This is a genomic window from Alteromonas sp. KC3, assembly GCF_016756315.1.
Classification (GTDB): Bacteria; Pseudomonadota; Gammaproteobacteria; order Enterobacterales; family Alteromonadaceae; genus Alteromonas.
In genome coordinates this window covers 727210-742753 of the sequence record NZ_AP024235.1, presented here as the reverse complement: position 1 = coordinate 742753, position 15544 = coordinate 727210, and the positions used below count along the sequence as shown (strand labels likewise).

Annotated in this window: 10 protein-coding genes; 5 read left to right on the top strand and 5 right to left on the bottom strand. The window is 43.3% G+C overall.

The window, feature by feature from the left end; all coding sequences use genetic code 11:
* Window positions 1-4: 4 nt before the first annotated feature.
* From JN178_RS03275 to JN178_RS03255, 5 genes are all read right to left on the bottom strand, one after another.
* The gene (locus JN178_RS03275) at window positions 5-1183 is read right to left on the bottom strand and encodes an alpha/beta hydrolase-fold protein (protein ID WP_202263597.1); all 1179 of its coding nucleotides are present in this window, start codon (window positions 1181-1183) and stop codon (window positions 5-7) included.
* A 128-nt stretch (window positions 1184-1311) separates the two neighbouring features.
* The gene (locus JN178_RS03270) at window positions 1312-3036 is read right to left on the bottom strand and encodes a response regulator (protein ID WP_202263594.1); all 1725 of its coding nucleotides are present in this window, start codon (window positions 3034-3036) and stop codon (window positions 1312-1314) included.
* A 113-nt stretch (window positions 3037-3149) separates the two neighbouring features.
* On the bottom strand, window positions 3150-3410 hold the full coding sequence (locus JN178_RS03265; RefSeq protein WP_202263592.1) for a DNA ligase: 261 nt from the start codon (window positions 3408-3410) through the stop codon (window positions 3150-3152).
* 170 nt (window positions 3411-3580) lie between these two features.
* Window positions 3581-6391: a bifunctional aconitate hydratase 2/2-methylisocitrate dehydratase gene (locus tag JN178_RS03260; RefSeq protein ID WP_202263590.1), complete on the bottom strand. Its 2811-nt coding sequence runs from the start codon at window positions 6389-6391 to the stop codon at window positions 3581-3583.
* Between the two features lie 386 nt (window positions 6392-6777).
* Window positions 6778-7962 carry a PQQ-dependent sugar dehydrogenase gene (locus JN178_RS03255; RefSeq protein WP_202263587.1) on the bottom strand — a complete coding sequence of 395 codons (1185 nt, stop codon included), beginning with the start codon at window positions 7960-7962 and terminating at the stop codon, window positions 6778-6780.
* A gap of 66 nt (window positions 7963-8028) precedes the next feature.
* On the opposite strand from JN178_RS03255, the gene JN178_RS03250 reads away from it, so the two are divergent.
* From JN178_RS03250 to JN178_RS03230, 5 genes are all read left to right on the top strand, one after another.
* Window positions 8029-8478 carry a hypothetical protein gene (locus JN178_RS03250; protein WP_232369684.1) on the top strand — a complete coding sequence of 150 codons (450 nt, stop codon included), beginning with the start codon at window positions 8029-8031 and terminating at the stop codon, window positions 8476-8478.
* 121 nt (window positions 8479-8599) lie between these two features.
* Window positions 8600-10168 (top strand): AMP-binding protein, encoded by a 1569-nt coding sequence (locus tag JN178_RS03245; protein WP_202263584.1) that lies wholly within the window; start codon window positions 8600-8602, stop codon window positions 10166-10168.
* A 137-nt stretch (window positions 10169-10305) separates the two neighbouring features.
* On the top strand, window positions 10306-11451 hold the full coding sequence (locus JN178_RS03240; protein ID WP_202263581.1) for an FIST signal transduction protein: 1146 nt from the start codon (window positions 10306-10308) through the stop codon (window positions 11449-11451).
* Entirely contained in the window at window positions 11397-14384 is a 2988-nt protein-coding gene (locus JN178_RS03235; protein ID WP_232369683.1) for a hybrid sensor histidine kinase/response regulator, read from the top strand. The genes JN178_RS03240 and JN178_RS03235 overlap by 55 nt, the downstream gene beginning before the upstream one ends.
* Complete coding sequence (locus tag JN178_RS03230) at window positions 14377-15471, top strand: response regulator (RefSeq protein WP_202263578.1); 1095 nt, start codon at window positions 14377-14379, stop codon at window positions 15469-15471. Before JN178_RS03235 ends, JN178_RS03230 begins: the two co-directional genes overlap by 8 nt.
* Window positions 15472-15544 lie beyond the last annotated feature (73 nt).

Genomic DNA, 15544 nt, shown 5'->3' with positions numbered 1-15544 from the left:
GCTGTTATTGGAGTTGAGCAAGAAGACGTTTTTGTCGATTTAGATAAACCTGATAGCCATCATGACTTTCATCTGCCAGTTTAAGCGCTTTATTTACGTTAGTCAGCGCTTTGCGATACTCCCCCATTTGCTCAAAGCCATAGGCCAAACCATTATAGGCATCGGGTGTATTTGGGTATTGCGCGATATCGTACTCAAACAGGGCTATCGCTTTCTCGTAATTTTGCATGCCTACGTAATAATAACCAAGCTCTCTTATAACCCATTCAGGCGCCGTAAGATTCTCACCGCGCTGAGCAGATACTCTCGTGTAATAGTCTGAAATACTCGAAATATTGCCATCGTATTGGTGGGCACGAAGATACGCGGATAAAAACAATTGATGATACGCACTAAACGTGGATGCTGCGGTAATCAAGTTATGTGATACCCCTGGGTAGGTTTCATTTACCCACCTCATACCTTGAGGCTGATTTGCTTTTATGCCTGCAATCATGTCGTCGTAATAGGGGCGCATTGGTGCACCTTCATTACCGATAGACGTGTAAATATAATGATCTAACTGTGGTTGCGATTTAAGAAACGCCACCATATTTTTAGCCGATGCACCGTTGGCCCACCATACTGCTGCACTGTAAGCCAATGCAGCCTTAAACAAGTGTGGTTTTTCTCTTAAGGCATAAAGCGCAAAAACCCCTCCAGCAGATGCGCCTTCAATTACCCTAAAATCATGAACGCGATACTTATTTTCAACTAATGGCATCAACTCTTCGGTGATAAATGAAAGAAATTTAGCACCGCCCCCGCCATAACCAACAGGGCCGTTTGGGTCTTGATTGACCGTTGGATAAAAGTCACGTAATCGGTCGGTATTTTCAATGGCGACCACTATAACTTCAGGGGCAGCATTTTGAGACTGAAGAGACTCAAGCACTGCATTCATAGTTGTCAAATTACCTGCGCCATCTAATCTGTATATGACAGGATATTTCTTATCTTGGCTATCGTGGTAACTTTTGGGGAGTTGAACTACAACGCTTCGCGACTCATTCAACACCTTTGAATGAAGCTGCTCCGTTACGTACTGGTAGCGTTCTGCGGCACTAATTTCTTGTGAGAAAGCACCACCGGTGCTTAAAAATGACAGCACAACAACGAGGGTAAGGCTTAGAAGAGATTTCAAATTTAAATCCTTTTAACGTACACCTACGATATACGAACCTTTATTCGCTTTTTAAGGTCAGCATTATATATTAGGTGAAAAATAGTAGACGCGTTATCAGTGAAGATAACATGGCAATATACGCTAACCTACGCGGTATTGAATGCCTTTTCAACATCAGTATTTGTAGAAAATGTTTTTGAGTTCAGATACTTCGCTAAAATTAAATGTAAGGCATCTTTATCGATGGGTTTAGTGAGGTAGTCATTCATCCCCGCCGCTAACGCCTTTTCCAACTCATCTTTTACCACCGCAGCAGTAAAGGCAATAATTGGTGTAGAAATTGAGTGGTTTCGCAGGATGTTGGCCGCCTCATCGCCATTCATTTGGGGCATATTTAAATCCATCAGAATTAGATCGAATTGATGATGAAGCGCCATATCTACCGCTTCTCGGCCGTTATTGGCCTGAGCAACGTCAAAACCTATATCTTCGAGCAACGCCTTGGCTACGACTTGATTTATTTCGTTGTCATCAGCAATGAGTATCGAACCATAAAAGGCAGAAGGGGTAATGTCGCCTGTTGGCGTTTCGACTGATTTAGCAGGCGTATTCATTGGCAAAGAAAAAGGTAGTTCAAATGAAAACTCGCTTCCCTGCTTGAGTTCACTACGTAAGTTTACTGTACCGCCCATCGCTTCCACTAAACTTTTTACTATCTGCAAACCTAACCCCGTTCCCCCAAACTCGCGTTGAATGCTACTATTGGCCTGTGTAAAGGCATCGAACACCCGCTCTTGGTCGCTAATATCAATTCCGTCACCTGTATCTATTACACTGAACTTAACAAGCTGATGGCTGCCCGAAGTTTCTCCTTGCATAATCCTTAGTGTCACACTTCCAACATGTGTGAATTTTATCGCGTTGCTAATCAAATTATTGAGTACTTGAGATAGCCTTGTGGCGTCACCTATCACGTCTGCATTTAACCGCTCGTCTATTTCAAGGTTCAATACAATACCTTTCTTTTGAGCTAATTGGCTGAAGAAGGCAACGCTGTCGCTAGCGACAGCTTTTAAGTCAATCGCAACGGCTTCTAATGATAGTTTGCCCGCTTTAAGTTTAGAGACGTCTAATACATCATTTAATATACGGTTTAACGAAACTCCTGAGCGCTGAATCTTCTCTAGATGTGAGCGGGCATTTTCATTGATCTCTCTAGATAGCACTACATCAGTAAGACCAAGTATTCCATTTAATGGCGTGCGAATTTCATGAGACATGGTAGCTAAAAACCGTGCCTGTGTAGCTAAAGCCGCTCTTTCTTTAACAAGTGCCTCATCAAGTGCAGTGCTCTTTAATTTGCTTTCTATCAAGGCCTTTTCCAAACGACTCGACAACGTGTAAATCAGCAACGAAACAATAAAATTCGTTATGCACATGCGTAACCACAATGCATCGTTATATTCGGTATGAAAAAGGGGCACTAAAAACGAGCACGAAACAATAAAGATACCTGATCCAATGCGCCATGTACCTCTTAGAAGTAGTATAGGAAATATAGCCACCATTGGTATGAGAGCCGCAGGAAGCAAACCATTTTGGATAATGAGATAGGCGCCTACGGGAATAACGATTAACGTCCACAATTTGGCGATAGCCTCACCGTAAGACGGAAATCGCAATCCCAGCAATGCTGTGCCAATCCAGATAAAGACATTAATAGAGGCGACCAATACGTTTTCCGGTGGCCCCAAGATTACCGCCAACGCAATAAGTAACGAGAATACGAGTAAAATTCGAAACCCAGCATGCCGTAAGTCTTGTGCGACATCATCTATGATGCTCTGGGAATTTGTTTTTGATGTCGACACTGGTAATCCAACAACATGTAAATAACCAAAGATAGTATAAGCCACTGGTTAATATTTACACATTAGACTTTGTAATGACGACTAGAAGAAAGGTACGGTCAGTTTAAAAATAACTAGTTAGAAAACGCTCTTTGTAATATCGCCACCATAAGGTCTCCAAACAGTGCCCCTGCGGTAGAGCGCTCGGCGCGTCGTACTTGGTAGGATTTATCAAGACAATGTTGCAATCGCGTATTTGCCACTTCTGCACTGTTTGTTTCATCTTTCTCGATTTGCTCGATACAGTTATCAGTCTGAGCCATGCTAGTGGTGCTGCAGCCCCCACCCCACATCAGCGATAACAATAAAACAGCAGGCCCAATAAGTTTTTTCATTTGTTACCTCTCCTTAATCGACGAATGAAATTGCGATGAAAACGCGATACTAAAACATGCTCGTCGTTATAGTACTTTCAAGTGTAGTGCTAAAGGCTATTTCTTCAATCACAACAAAAAAGCCCCAACCGAGGTTGGGGCTTTCAATATTTGGTTATGTTGCTAAGTGCTTATACGCGCTTAACCGCCACATCCGCTTCAAACTTAGGCTTAACCGCCAAATCTTCTGAAGGAGGCGCAAACTTAGTTAGGTCAATTCCTGCAACAGCTTGCTTGTACTCTTCAGTTGTTGGGAAACGGCCAAGTACAGTTGAAAGTACTACCAGTGGTGTAGAGCCTAGTAGTGATTCACCTTTCTTCTCGGCAGAGTCAGCAACAACACGGCCTTGGAACAAGCGAGTAGACGTAGCAATTACAGTATCGCCCGGCTCAGCTTTTTCTTGGTTACCCATACATAGGTTACATCCAGGACGCTCTAGGTAAAGAATGTTGTCGTACTTAGTACGGGCCGCTTCTTTAGGCTTAGCATCATCGAATTCAAAGCCAGCGTACTTCTGAAGGATTTCCCAATCGCCTTCTGCTTTTAACTCGTCAACAATGTTGTATGTCGGTGGTGCAACAACAAGAGGTGCTTTGAACTCTACAGAGCCGTTAAGCTTCTCTAGGTTACGTAGCATTTGCGCAATAATTTGCATGTCACCTTTGTGTACCATACAAGAACCAACGAAACCAAGGTCTACAGGCTTACCATCGTAGTAAGAAACCGGACGAATAACGTCGTGCGTATAACGCTTAGACACATCTTCGTTGTTTACGTCTGGGTCAGCGATCATTGGCTCATCGATTTGATCAAGGTCGATAACCACTTCTGCGTAGTACTTAGCGTTGTCATCTGGAGCAAGCGCTGGCTCTTCACCAGACTTGATTTCAGCAATACGCTTGTCAGCAAGGTCAAGTAGGCCTTGAAGCATCTTAGCTTCGTTGTCCATGCCCTTGTCGATCATAATTTGGATACGGCTCTTAGCAAGCTCAAGTGACGCAATCATAGTCTCATCGTTAGAGATACAGATTGACGCTTTCGCTTTCATTTCCGCAGACCAGTCGGTAAACGTAAACGCTTGGTCAGCCAGTAGAGTACCGATTTGTACTTCGATAACACGGCCTTGGAACACGTTTTCGCCAGAGAACTGCTTAAGCATTTGTGCTTGAGTAGCGTGAACCACATCACGGAAGTCCATGTGCTCTTTCATGCTACCTTTAAAGGTCACTTTTACAGACTCTGGAATTGGCATAGCCGCTTCACCTGTGGCAAGTGCTAGTGCTACTGTACCTGAGTCGGCACCGAACGCGACACCTTTAGACATACGAGTATGCGAGTCACCACCAATGATGATTGCGCGGTCGTCTACCGTGATGTCGTTAAGCACTTTGTGGATAACGTCAGTCATTGAGTGGTAAACACCTTTAGGGTCACGCGCAGTAATTACACCAAAGTTGTTCATGAAAGACATAAGCTTTGGAATGTTAGCCTGTGCTTTCTTGTCCCATACTGATGCCGTGTGGCAACCAGACTGGTATGCACCGTCAACAAGTGGAGAAATGGTTGACGCTGCCATTGATTCCAGCTCTTGGCATGTCATTGGGCCTGTAGTGTCCTGAGAACCCACAATGTTTACTTTTACGCGAACGTCAGAACCTGCGTGAAGCGGTGCATCTGAGCTTACGCCAACCGCATTGCGATTAAAGATTTTCTCAACAGCAGTAAGGCCTTGGCCTTCGTGTGATACTTCTTTTGAAGGTGCGTAAACTGCTGGCGCTTTAACGCCTAATGTACGCGCTGCGAAAGACTGAAGCTGCTTACCAAATACTACCGCGTAAGAGCCGCCCGCTTTCATGAACTCCATTTTTTGAGGAGTAAATGAAGCAGATACGTCAACTAGCTCTTCTGTACCGTTGTAAAGCTTCTTCGCTTTAGTATCAATTGTTAACACAGTGCCTGTTGCTACAGAGTATGCTTCTTCAAGTACTGGGTCGCCATTTGCATCGCGAACAATTTCGCCGTTTTCGTCCGTTTTCTTAACCCAGTTTTTAAGGTCAAGACCAATACCACCAGTTACGTCAACCGTAGTAAGGAAAATTGGCGCGATACCGTTAGTACCTGCAACAATTGGCGCTTTGTTTACAAATGGAATGTAAGGGCTTGTTGGCTCACCTGCCCAAAGTGCAACGTTGTTCACACCTGACATACGTGATGAACCTACACCCATTGTGCCTTTTTCAGCGATAAGCATCACTTTAGCATTCGGGTACTTCTTACCAAGTTCAACAATTTCTTGCTGTGCTTCAGGAGAAATCATGCACTGACCGTGAAGTTCGCGGTCTGCACGAGAGTGTGCTTGGTTACCTGGAGAAAGAAGGTCAGTTGAAATATCACCTTCCGCTGCGATGTAAGTTACTACTTCAATCTTCTCTGGTACTTCAGGAAGCTTTGTGAAGAACTCAGCTTTTGCGTAGCTTTCTAGTACGTCTTTAGCAATGGCGTTGCCTGCTTTAAATGCAGTTTCTAGGCGCTCTGTGTCAGCTTCGTACAGATAAACTTGCGTTTTAAGTACTTCTGCTGCTGGCTTAGCAACCGCTTCGTCATCAGAAAGTGCTAAGTCGATAAGCACTTCTACAGACGGGCCACCTTTCATGTGTGAAAGTAGCTCTAGTGCAAATTCAGGTGTAATTTCTTCTACTTTTTCTTCGCCAAGTACAATTTCCTTAAGGAATTGCGCTTTAACACCTGCAGCAGGTGTTGTACCTGGCAAGGTGTTATAAATAAAGAATTTTAGAGAGTCTTCGCGGTGCTCGTTTGTTGTATCTTTGATTTGAGCAATAATTTCAGACAGCAGATCTGCACTGTCGATTGGCTTAGGGTTAAGACCTAGTTCCGTTTTACGGGTCTCGATCTCTGCCAGATATTCTGAATACAAACTCATAGTGTTCTCTCAGTCTTAGTTTTACTTGGGCGTAGTGTTAAGTCGGTCTTAGCTATACGCATATAAAAGTGGGCTATATTTTAACTGATTTTCTCGCTGCACGTAATGTTTGAAGTGAAATGGAATGAATACTTTTCACTGTCAGTTTTTATTGACTTTGTACCCTTTCAACCTCTACTCACGCCGTTAAGCGCGGAATTAAATAAAAAAATAACGCTTTCATTTCATTAACTTGCAATAAAAATTAAGGCCCACACCATTTACATTGCGTGCCATACACACCCACTATCTGAATAAATGATAGTGTTGCACTTATGACAGACATTTTTCACACTTATGGTACTACCAGTTCAAATAACACACAACAATAGTGTTCTTTAGGTGCTTTATCGAGGAGATATTCGCATTACTTTGCTATTTTCCCCGTCAGTTAATACTAGGATATTGCCCTCACTATCAACAACGACATCGCGTAATCTTTCATAAAGCGAGTTACTTGCACTATGTGAATTGAGTACCGGGTGCACCTCAAATTTATCGGTCTGCGTGATGATGGCAAATAACTGCTTTGCTTTTAGCGAGGTTACAAGTAAGGTGTTTTGAAGTGTGGGGAACGCCGTCTGCGAGTAGAGTGTCATCGATGAAGGTGCTATAGATGGCGTCCAATTTACGAGTGGGTCCTGCATGCCTTTGTAATGGGTAAAAGGTGAGATGTTTGCCCCTGAATAATCTTTACCTAATGTGACTACAGGCCAACCATAGTTCACGCCAACCTCAATACGATTAAGCTCGTCGCCACCATCCGGACCATGCTCATGTTGGTAGATTTCACCATCAGCGCCATACACCAACCCTTGCGGGTTTCTGTGACCTAAGGTGTAAATGTAGGGTGAGTTTTTAAACGGTGCGTTTGGTAAAGGCGCGCCATCAATAGTAAACCCTATCACCTTCCCTAGATGAGAATTCTGTACCTGCGCCTTTTCTCGATAGTCAAAACCATCGCCTGTTGTAACGAGAAAACCACCGCTTTGTAGTGCTAGTAATTTGCCACCGTAATGTACTGGCGTATCTTTCGATTCATTCACTTCATATACGTTGTGGATATCGCCAAAGCCTTGTTCTAGCGACAAGGTTGTTTTGACGACTGCAAGCCTATTGCTGTCATCAGAACCTTTAGAGTAAGACACCAACACGCTGACGTTATTTGCGCTGTCACCGCTAGAGGTTTCGCTCTCGATAACAAGTAAATCGAGTAACCCACCCTGCCCCTGTGTATAAAGTTCAGGCAACGCCAACGAGAAGCGTGAGCGACTTTTGTCTTCAGTAATAACGGTGACAAATCCATCTCGCTCGGCAATGAGCAGGGTGTCATTGGGCAATATTTCCATCGATTTAGGAAAATGGAGTTCAGATGCATATTCTTCTAGGGAGTACGAATGAATTACACCTTCTGTATTTTCTAATTCGTTGATGGCGCTAGTCTGAGCGAATGCCTGTGCAGTAGTATGGGGTGATAAATGCAGGCATCCCATTGTTATGGCTAAGCCCGCTGTTAGAAAACTCAGTTTCATTAGGTGTACTCATTAATGCGTTATTTATGGTATACCAAAAACAACGCACCATGTTTAGGTAAAAATATGCCGAGCCTCACAAATCGCTTTATTAAACTCATACTGCCTTTCTTATCAGCTTGGTTGGTCGCATTTTTACTCGCCAGTGTTTTTCACTCCTGTTTTGTCCTTTATGGGCTGATAGCAATTGATATTGATATCAACACGGCGTCTGCGTTTTCGATGATCTTTCAAGATATCACTGGATTATTACCTACTTACGGCGCCATTATTGCTGCGGCACTTCTTATTGCGTTCGTCTTCGCTCGGTTTGTATTTTTAAGACAACCAACAGCAACCTCGCGCTCAATACTGGTATTTGCTCTTTCTGGCGCAGCTGCGTTCATGGTGATGTTAGCAGCTATGCAACCCATCTTAGATGTAACCTTAATTGCTGGCGCAAGAACCACAATGGGCATATTTGCGCAATGTGCTTCTGGGTTTGTTGGCGGTGCACTTTTCGGCAAACTGAAATAATAAGATAGCGAACGTACCATTAAAATTTATTATGACAATCTATAAGGTAACAAGCATGTAAATAGAAAGTTAACTTTGCTAATGTTATACGATATCAATCAATGTTTAGGAAAATTGCACAATGATAGCGTATCCCGACAATGTCTCTTGTTTAGCCGATTATATCGAAAGCGTTTTAGAGAAATTTGCAGACAAACCTGCGTACACAGCTCTGGGTCAAACGTTAACATTTAAAGAGATAGACGAGAAATCCGCTGCCCTCGCCCGCTATTTTGTGCATGAAGCTAAGCTTAAAGCGGGTACAAAAGTTGCCATTCAATTGCCTAACCTTATTCAAAACCCTATTGCGGTTTATGCGGCACTGCGCGCTGGATTGGTTGTGGTTAATACAAATCCACTCTACACTGAACGTGAGATGAAGCATCAGTTTACTGATAGCAACGCCCAGGCCTTGGTTATTTTGAGCGACCTGCTCCCTAAGTTTGATAACATTAAAGCCGACACCAACATTACCACTGTTATTTCAACATCAGCTACAGAGCTGCTCGATGCTAAAACAGCACCCGATATTGCTGGCACAATATCAATGACAGCAGCAATTCAAATTGGCGCAGATGCACCGAGTTTTGAGCGCGAGAATACCAGTTTGGGCGACCTTGCAATGCTACAGTACACTGGCGGAACAACCGGTGTCTCGAAGGGCGCAGCACTTAGTCACAATAATGTGTTGAGCAACTGCATTCAAATGCTTGAACGCATAGGCGATGGTTTTAAGGATGGCGAGGAAGTACTTGTGTGCCCTTTGCCGCTTTATCATATATACGCGTTCACTGTTGGCATGATGGCACTTTTTGCAAAAGGCAGCCAAATTATTTTAATCCCCAACCCTCGGGATATAGACGGTTTTATCCAGACGCTCAAACCACATCGTATCTCCGCCTTTATGGGTATCAATACTCTGTTCGTCGGCCTTGGTCGTCACCCAGAGTTTGCCAAACTCGATTTTTCAAGGCTCCATCTGACTATGTCTGGTGGTACAGCCTTAACTCAAGCAGCTGTTTCAATCTGGAAAGATGTGACAGGCAATATGATTACTGAAGGCTATGGTTTGTCAGAGACTGCGCCGGTAGTGTCGTTCAATATTCCAGGTAAAGAAGAGATTGGTACTGTAGGCCATGAGCTTTTAGATACTGAAGTGGCATTACTAGACACTTACGACAAACCGGTTGCCGATGGTGAATCAGGACAAATTGCAGTGCGTGGCCCACAGGTAATGATGGGCTATTGGCAGCGTGATGATGAAACCGCTAAAGTAATGACAGAAGATGGGTTCTTCAAAACAGGTGATATTGGTATACGAACCGAATCGGGTGCAATCAAGATTGTTGACCGCTTAAAAGATATGATTATTGTGTCTGGGTTTAATGTCTATCCAAATGAAATTGAAGATATTTTAACGTCTCATCCAGATGTAATGGAAGCTGCAGTTGTCGGTAAACCCGATGACAAAACCGGTGAGCGAGTGTGTGCTTTTATCACAGTCAGCCAGACTGTAAATCATGATGACATTATCGCATTTTGTAAGACACATCTAACCAACTACAAAGTACCAAAATCTATCACGATATTAGATGAGCTACCAAAATCCACTGTCGGCAAAATTTTGCGCCGAGAATTGCGCTCAGCATAGTCTAATAAAAGCAGCCGAATGGCTGCTTTTTACTTTATAAATCAGTTCATTAATACGAAAGAATAAGTGACGTTTTGTTGTATAACGTCACACTTATGTCTATAACTTAAGTCATTCATATTCAATTTCATTCCCGTATGCAGTCGAAATCGTATTCGTTCAATCATCTTGATGAGTTAGTCGCACAGCAATCGTCATTTGTTGAATTTGCGCCTTCTCTTCTTATCGTTTATGCCGCGCCTTCTTTTTTTGAGAATGATGACTTGTACAGTGTGCTCAAAGCGCTCAATATCAACTTTATTGGTTGTAGCACCGCGGGTGAAATCGTTAATAAGCAGGTATCGAACAATAGTATTTCATTAGTTGCTATTCGCTTTGAAACCAACGCAAACGTAAAAATTTACACCCAACGCATTGATGATATGTGCACATCGTTTGAAACTGGCGTTGCATTATCTAGCAGCATTGAAAAAGCTGAATTAAAAGGTATTTACTTACTTTCGCCAGGGCTAGGTGTAAATGGCTCGGCTTTAATAAATGGCCTTTCTGAGCACTTGCCAGCTTCAATTGGAGTAAGTGGAGGTCTTGCAGGTGATAACGGTGATTTCAACGCCACTTATGTACTTGGGCCTGAGGGTATAAGCTCGTCAAACGTGGTCGCCGTTGGATTTTATGGTGAGCATTTACAGTTCGGGTATGGCGCATCAGGTGGTTGGCGTTCGTTTGGCCCTGCTCGACAAATAACACGAGCCAAAGAAAATGTACTTTGTGAATTAGACGATAAACCCGCGCTTGATATTTACAAACACTACTTGGGTGAGTATGCCAAAGATCTTCCTTCAATTGGTCTACTTTTTCCGTTTGAGAAATTATCTGAAACAGGTCAACCTACGGGCCTGATTCGCACAATATTGGGTGTCGAAGAGAATGATAAGACTCTTGTTCTGGCAGGAGATGTCAGTGAACAACAATACCTTCGGCTAATGCATGCTTCCAGCGATGATCTTATCGACGGCGCCACTGCTGCGGTAAAAATTGCTACTTTAAATTATTCAGCGCAAGACAGCCACCAACTTGCATTAATCACTAGTTGCGTGGGCCGCAAGTTAGTCATGGGGGACCGTGTTGAAGAGGAGATTGAAGAAGTAGAGCGCTTTTTGCCACAAGATACCGCTATCGCTGGGTTCTATTCCTACGGAGAGTTGTGCCCATTTAGTGATGGGGCAAAATGCGAACTGCACAATCAAACCTTAACAATCATGTTGCTGAGGGAAATACTTTGAATTCGCTACTATCTCGTCAGTTGAGAAAAGCTTTCAACATAGAAAACGAAGAGCGACTTACTAAGTGGTTAGCGTCACTGAATACCGACAATGACGGGACTACAGATTTATCTATAACGGCGTTAAAACAGGGGTTAGCTCTACTCATTCCTCGTATTAACGAAAGTTACGATTTTCACGAACGCGATCTTAAATTAAGAGATCGGAGTTTACGTTTAAGCTCAGATGAATTGATGTCTGCTAATCACAAAATTAGAGAGGAAAATCAGCAACAGCAAAGAGTCATTGAAAGTCTTCGTCATTCGGTAAACCAGTTGCTTGTCGAACAAGGTAAACCGCCTATTGACGATGACTTTACGAATCTGCATGAACTCTCGAGCCTGATCCTCGAACTCATCAATGAACAAAAACGACTGGAGCATAAGCTAAAAGAAGAGCAAGCATTCCATCAGAGTATTACCGATAGTATTGGTGAAGGTATCTATGCGGTAGATGGCAATGGTAAAGCGCGCTTTTTAAATCCGACCGCGTCTAAACTGTTGGGGTGGACGTTAGAAGAGCTTCAGCAGCATCGCTTTCACGATACCGTTCATTATCAAAAAGAAGATGGCACATTGCTAGCGCGCGACAATTGCCCCGTGAATCTAACCACTAAAAAAGGCGAGATTTACCGCTCTTACGAAGATGTATTTACCAACAAACAAGGAAAAATGTTTCCTATATCCATTATCGCCGTTCCTTTGCTTGATAAGGATGGTAACCCCAATGGGCACGTGGGCGTTTTTAACGATATTAGTGAACAGCGCGCAAATGCCCGAAAGCTCCAACAAGCCTATGAAGAGGCGCAAAAAGCAAACAAAGCGAAAAGCGAATTTCTTGCGACGGTAAGCCATGAGATACGAACGCCGATGAATGCCATTATCGGTTTAACTCATTTGGCTTTAAATACACAAGATGCTGATACTAAACACGCTTATCTAGAGAAAGTACAAGGCAGCTCTAGCTCGTTACTTGAACTTATAAACGGCATTTTAGATTTCTCTAAAGTGGAAGCGAACAAAATCGACATCGTTAACGAATCGTTTTCACTTTCAAAGCTCATTGAGAAATTGGGGCCCATTTTTCAAGTAAAGGCCAGAGAAAAGCACTTACAGTTGCTATTTGATATTCGGTGCTCACCTAATACGCAATGCAAAGGCGATAGCGATAAAATTTATCAAGTGCTCGTTAATTTAATTGGTAATGCAATTAAGTTCACCGAAACGGGTTACGTCATGTTAAAAGTAGTGAGAGAACGCCGCTTTGTTACTTTTGAAGTGCATGATTCGGGAATGGGTATCAGTGAAGAAAACAAAGTAAAGCTATTTAACGCATTTGAGCAAGCAGACAATACCATTTCTAGACGTTATGGCGGAACGGGACTCGGGCTAACTATTGGAAAGCGACTTGTTGAATTGATGGGGGGAGAACTTACATTAGAGAGTACGGTAGATAGCGGGAGTATCTTTGCGTTCACGCTAGACTTGTGTGAAGAAGACAACCCTAAAGATATAACGAACAATGCCCCTCTACCAGTTTCAATAAGCGAAAATGTGTTATGCCTTACCGCTGGATGCGAAGTAGAGTTGGGAGTCAGTGTCTTACATGATGCATTAACGCGAATGGGTGTTACATGCAGCACCATTGATATGGAAAGCGAGCAATTGCCTCAATTTGCAGCTCAGGCGATGGCATTCTTGCCTGATAACGATAGGCTCTGGAAGCGCTTTTTGAATTTACTGCGCTTTGGTGATTTTGACCATCTCAATCTTCGCACCATCATCAGCCCACTGAGTAAGCTTGATGTTAAAAAGCGTATGGGTAAACAGTATAAAGAGAGTTTTAATATACTCGAGCTCCCTTTTACCGATTCAGAATTAATCCCCTGTATATCGCCTAGCAATGAGTCACGAGCAACGACTAATGAACAGGGACTAGAGAGCAAATATTGGCGTCGCAAACGTTTGGGCGGTAAACGGGCGTTAGTGGTTGATGATGATCTTATTAGCTTGGAGATCAGTCAACAAATTCTCATCGACCACGATATGGAAGTAACTACTGTCACCAATGGCGAGCAAGCCCTTGAACTCTGCCAGCACGTGCACTTTGACGTAGTACTTTTAGATTGCTTTTTACCCGGCATTGATGGATTTGAGGTAGCCGAAAGGTTATCACAAGCTGACAACTGGTTTACTCCTATTATTGCTTTAAGTGCAGATGAGTCTTCGCAAGGCCGACAACGAGCCTTGATAGCAGGCATGTGTGAACACCTTGTAAAGCCCGCTACCCCCGATGAAATTGTCCACGCCATCGATATGCACATTCATGCTGGGTACAAGGAAGTGAGCGCTACGCATTGTGATGACCCGAAGTTAGACCGAATGCTGCAATTTTATAATACCTACCGTCAACCCACTATTATGACCAAGCTGTTAGATTTAATGACAAAAGAGGACATTAACAGTACCTTGCTTGACGATTTATTAGATGACGCAATTGAAATTGGCGCGACAACACTCGCTTTGTCATTAAAGAATATTTTGAAAGGCCCCTCTATAAAGCATCTCACTTTCGCAGAACGCGTATCAGTGATGTCAATGCAACTTGATACCACCTTTCGTTTAATTGCACACTCTATAAACATGAAACACACTACGCACGTTGAAGGAACCTATGATAAGACGAGCGTTAATGGACTCATCGACTCCATTGTTGAGCTGCTAAAGGCGTATGACGCCGAAGCCATTAATCAAATAAATCAACTTGCTAACGACATGCAAGATACTGAATTTAGTCACAACATTTCAGGCATTAAACAAAGTGTAGGGATCTATGATTTTGATAGTGCTCTTGATGCAATGTTGCAACTAAGAGAAGACATTAACCATGAGTGACCATAGTAGAGCAGGTCAGTCCGATTTTAGTATACTTATCGTGGACGACGAGCCGGCGAACATCGACATTCTTTTGGGGATTCTAAAGCCGTACTACAATGTAAAGGTAGCCCCCTCAGGCCCTATTGCACTGAAAATAGTACAGCAGTTTCCCCCTGACCTGATTTTACTTGATGTAATGATGCCAGGGATGGACGGTTTCGAAGTATGCCAAAAGCTTAAGGCTGATCCCTTACTTTGCCAAATCCCCATCATATTTGTAACGGCCCTTATCCAAGGTGAAAACGAAGAGCGCGGTTTCTTGGAAGGTGCCGTCGATTACATCACCAAACCGGTATCACCTAGCATTACGTTAGCGAGAGTCAAAACTCACCTTGCCCTCGCTCATCAAATGCGTACGACTGAAAGCTTAGTGCAAAAGCGCACAGAAGATTTATTAAGAAGCCAACAAAGCGCAATAAGCATGTTGGCCGCTGCGGGCCATTATAATGATACCGACACTGGGCATCATATTTGGCGAATGGCAGCTTACAGCAAGTGTTTAGCACTTAAATGCGGATGGTCTTACGAGCAAGCGTCACTGTTAGCACAAGCTGCACCGATGCACGATACGGGCAAGATTGGAATTGCAGACAGTATATTAAAAGCGCCTAGAAAACTGACCGATGATGAAATGGAGATTATGAAAACCCATGCCACTATTGGGTATACCATTTTATCTCAGTCTGATACGCCTTTATTTAAGATGGCAGCTGAAATTGCTTTATATCACCACGAAAAATGGGATGGCTCAGGTTACCCAGAAGGCTTACGCGACGAAAATATTCCCCAAAGCGCGCGTATAGTGGCGATTGCGGATGTGTTCGATGCGTTAACCATGAAGCGCCCATACAAAGAGCCTTGGAGCTGTGACGCCGCTTTTAGCTATTTGGAAAAGAATGCCTGCAGTCATTTCGACCCTTGTCTTGTTGATGACTTTCTCGATGCTAAGGCAGAAATTTTAGCGACGAAGGAATACTGGGATAAATTGGAAAAGGAAGGCACTTTACCGTCTATTGATAACTTTCTTCCACAGACGGTTTACTAGTGCAATGAGCGGTATCTAGGAAACACAACGTTCAAATAAAAAAAAGGTCACCATTTGGTGACCTTTCTTGTAA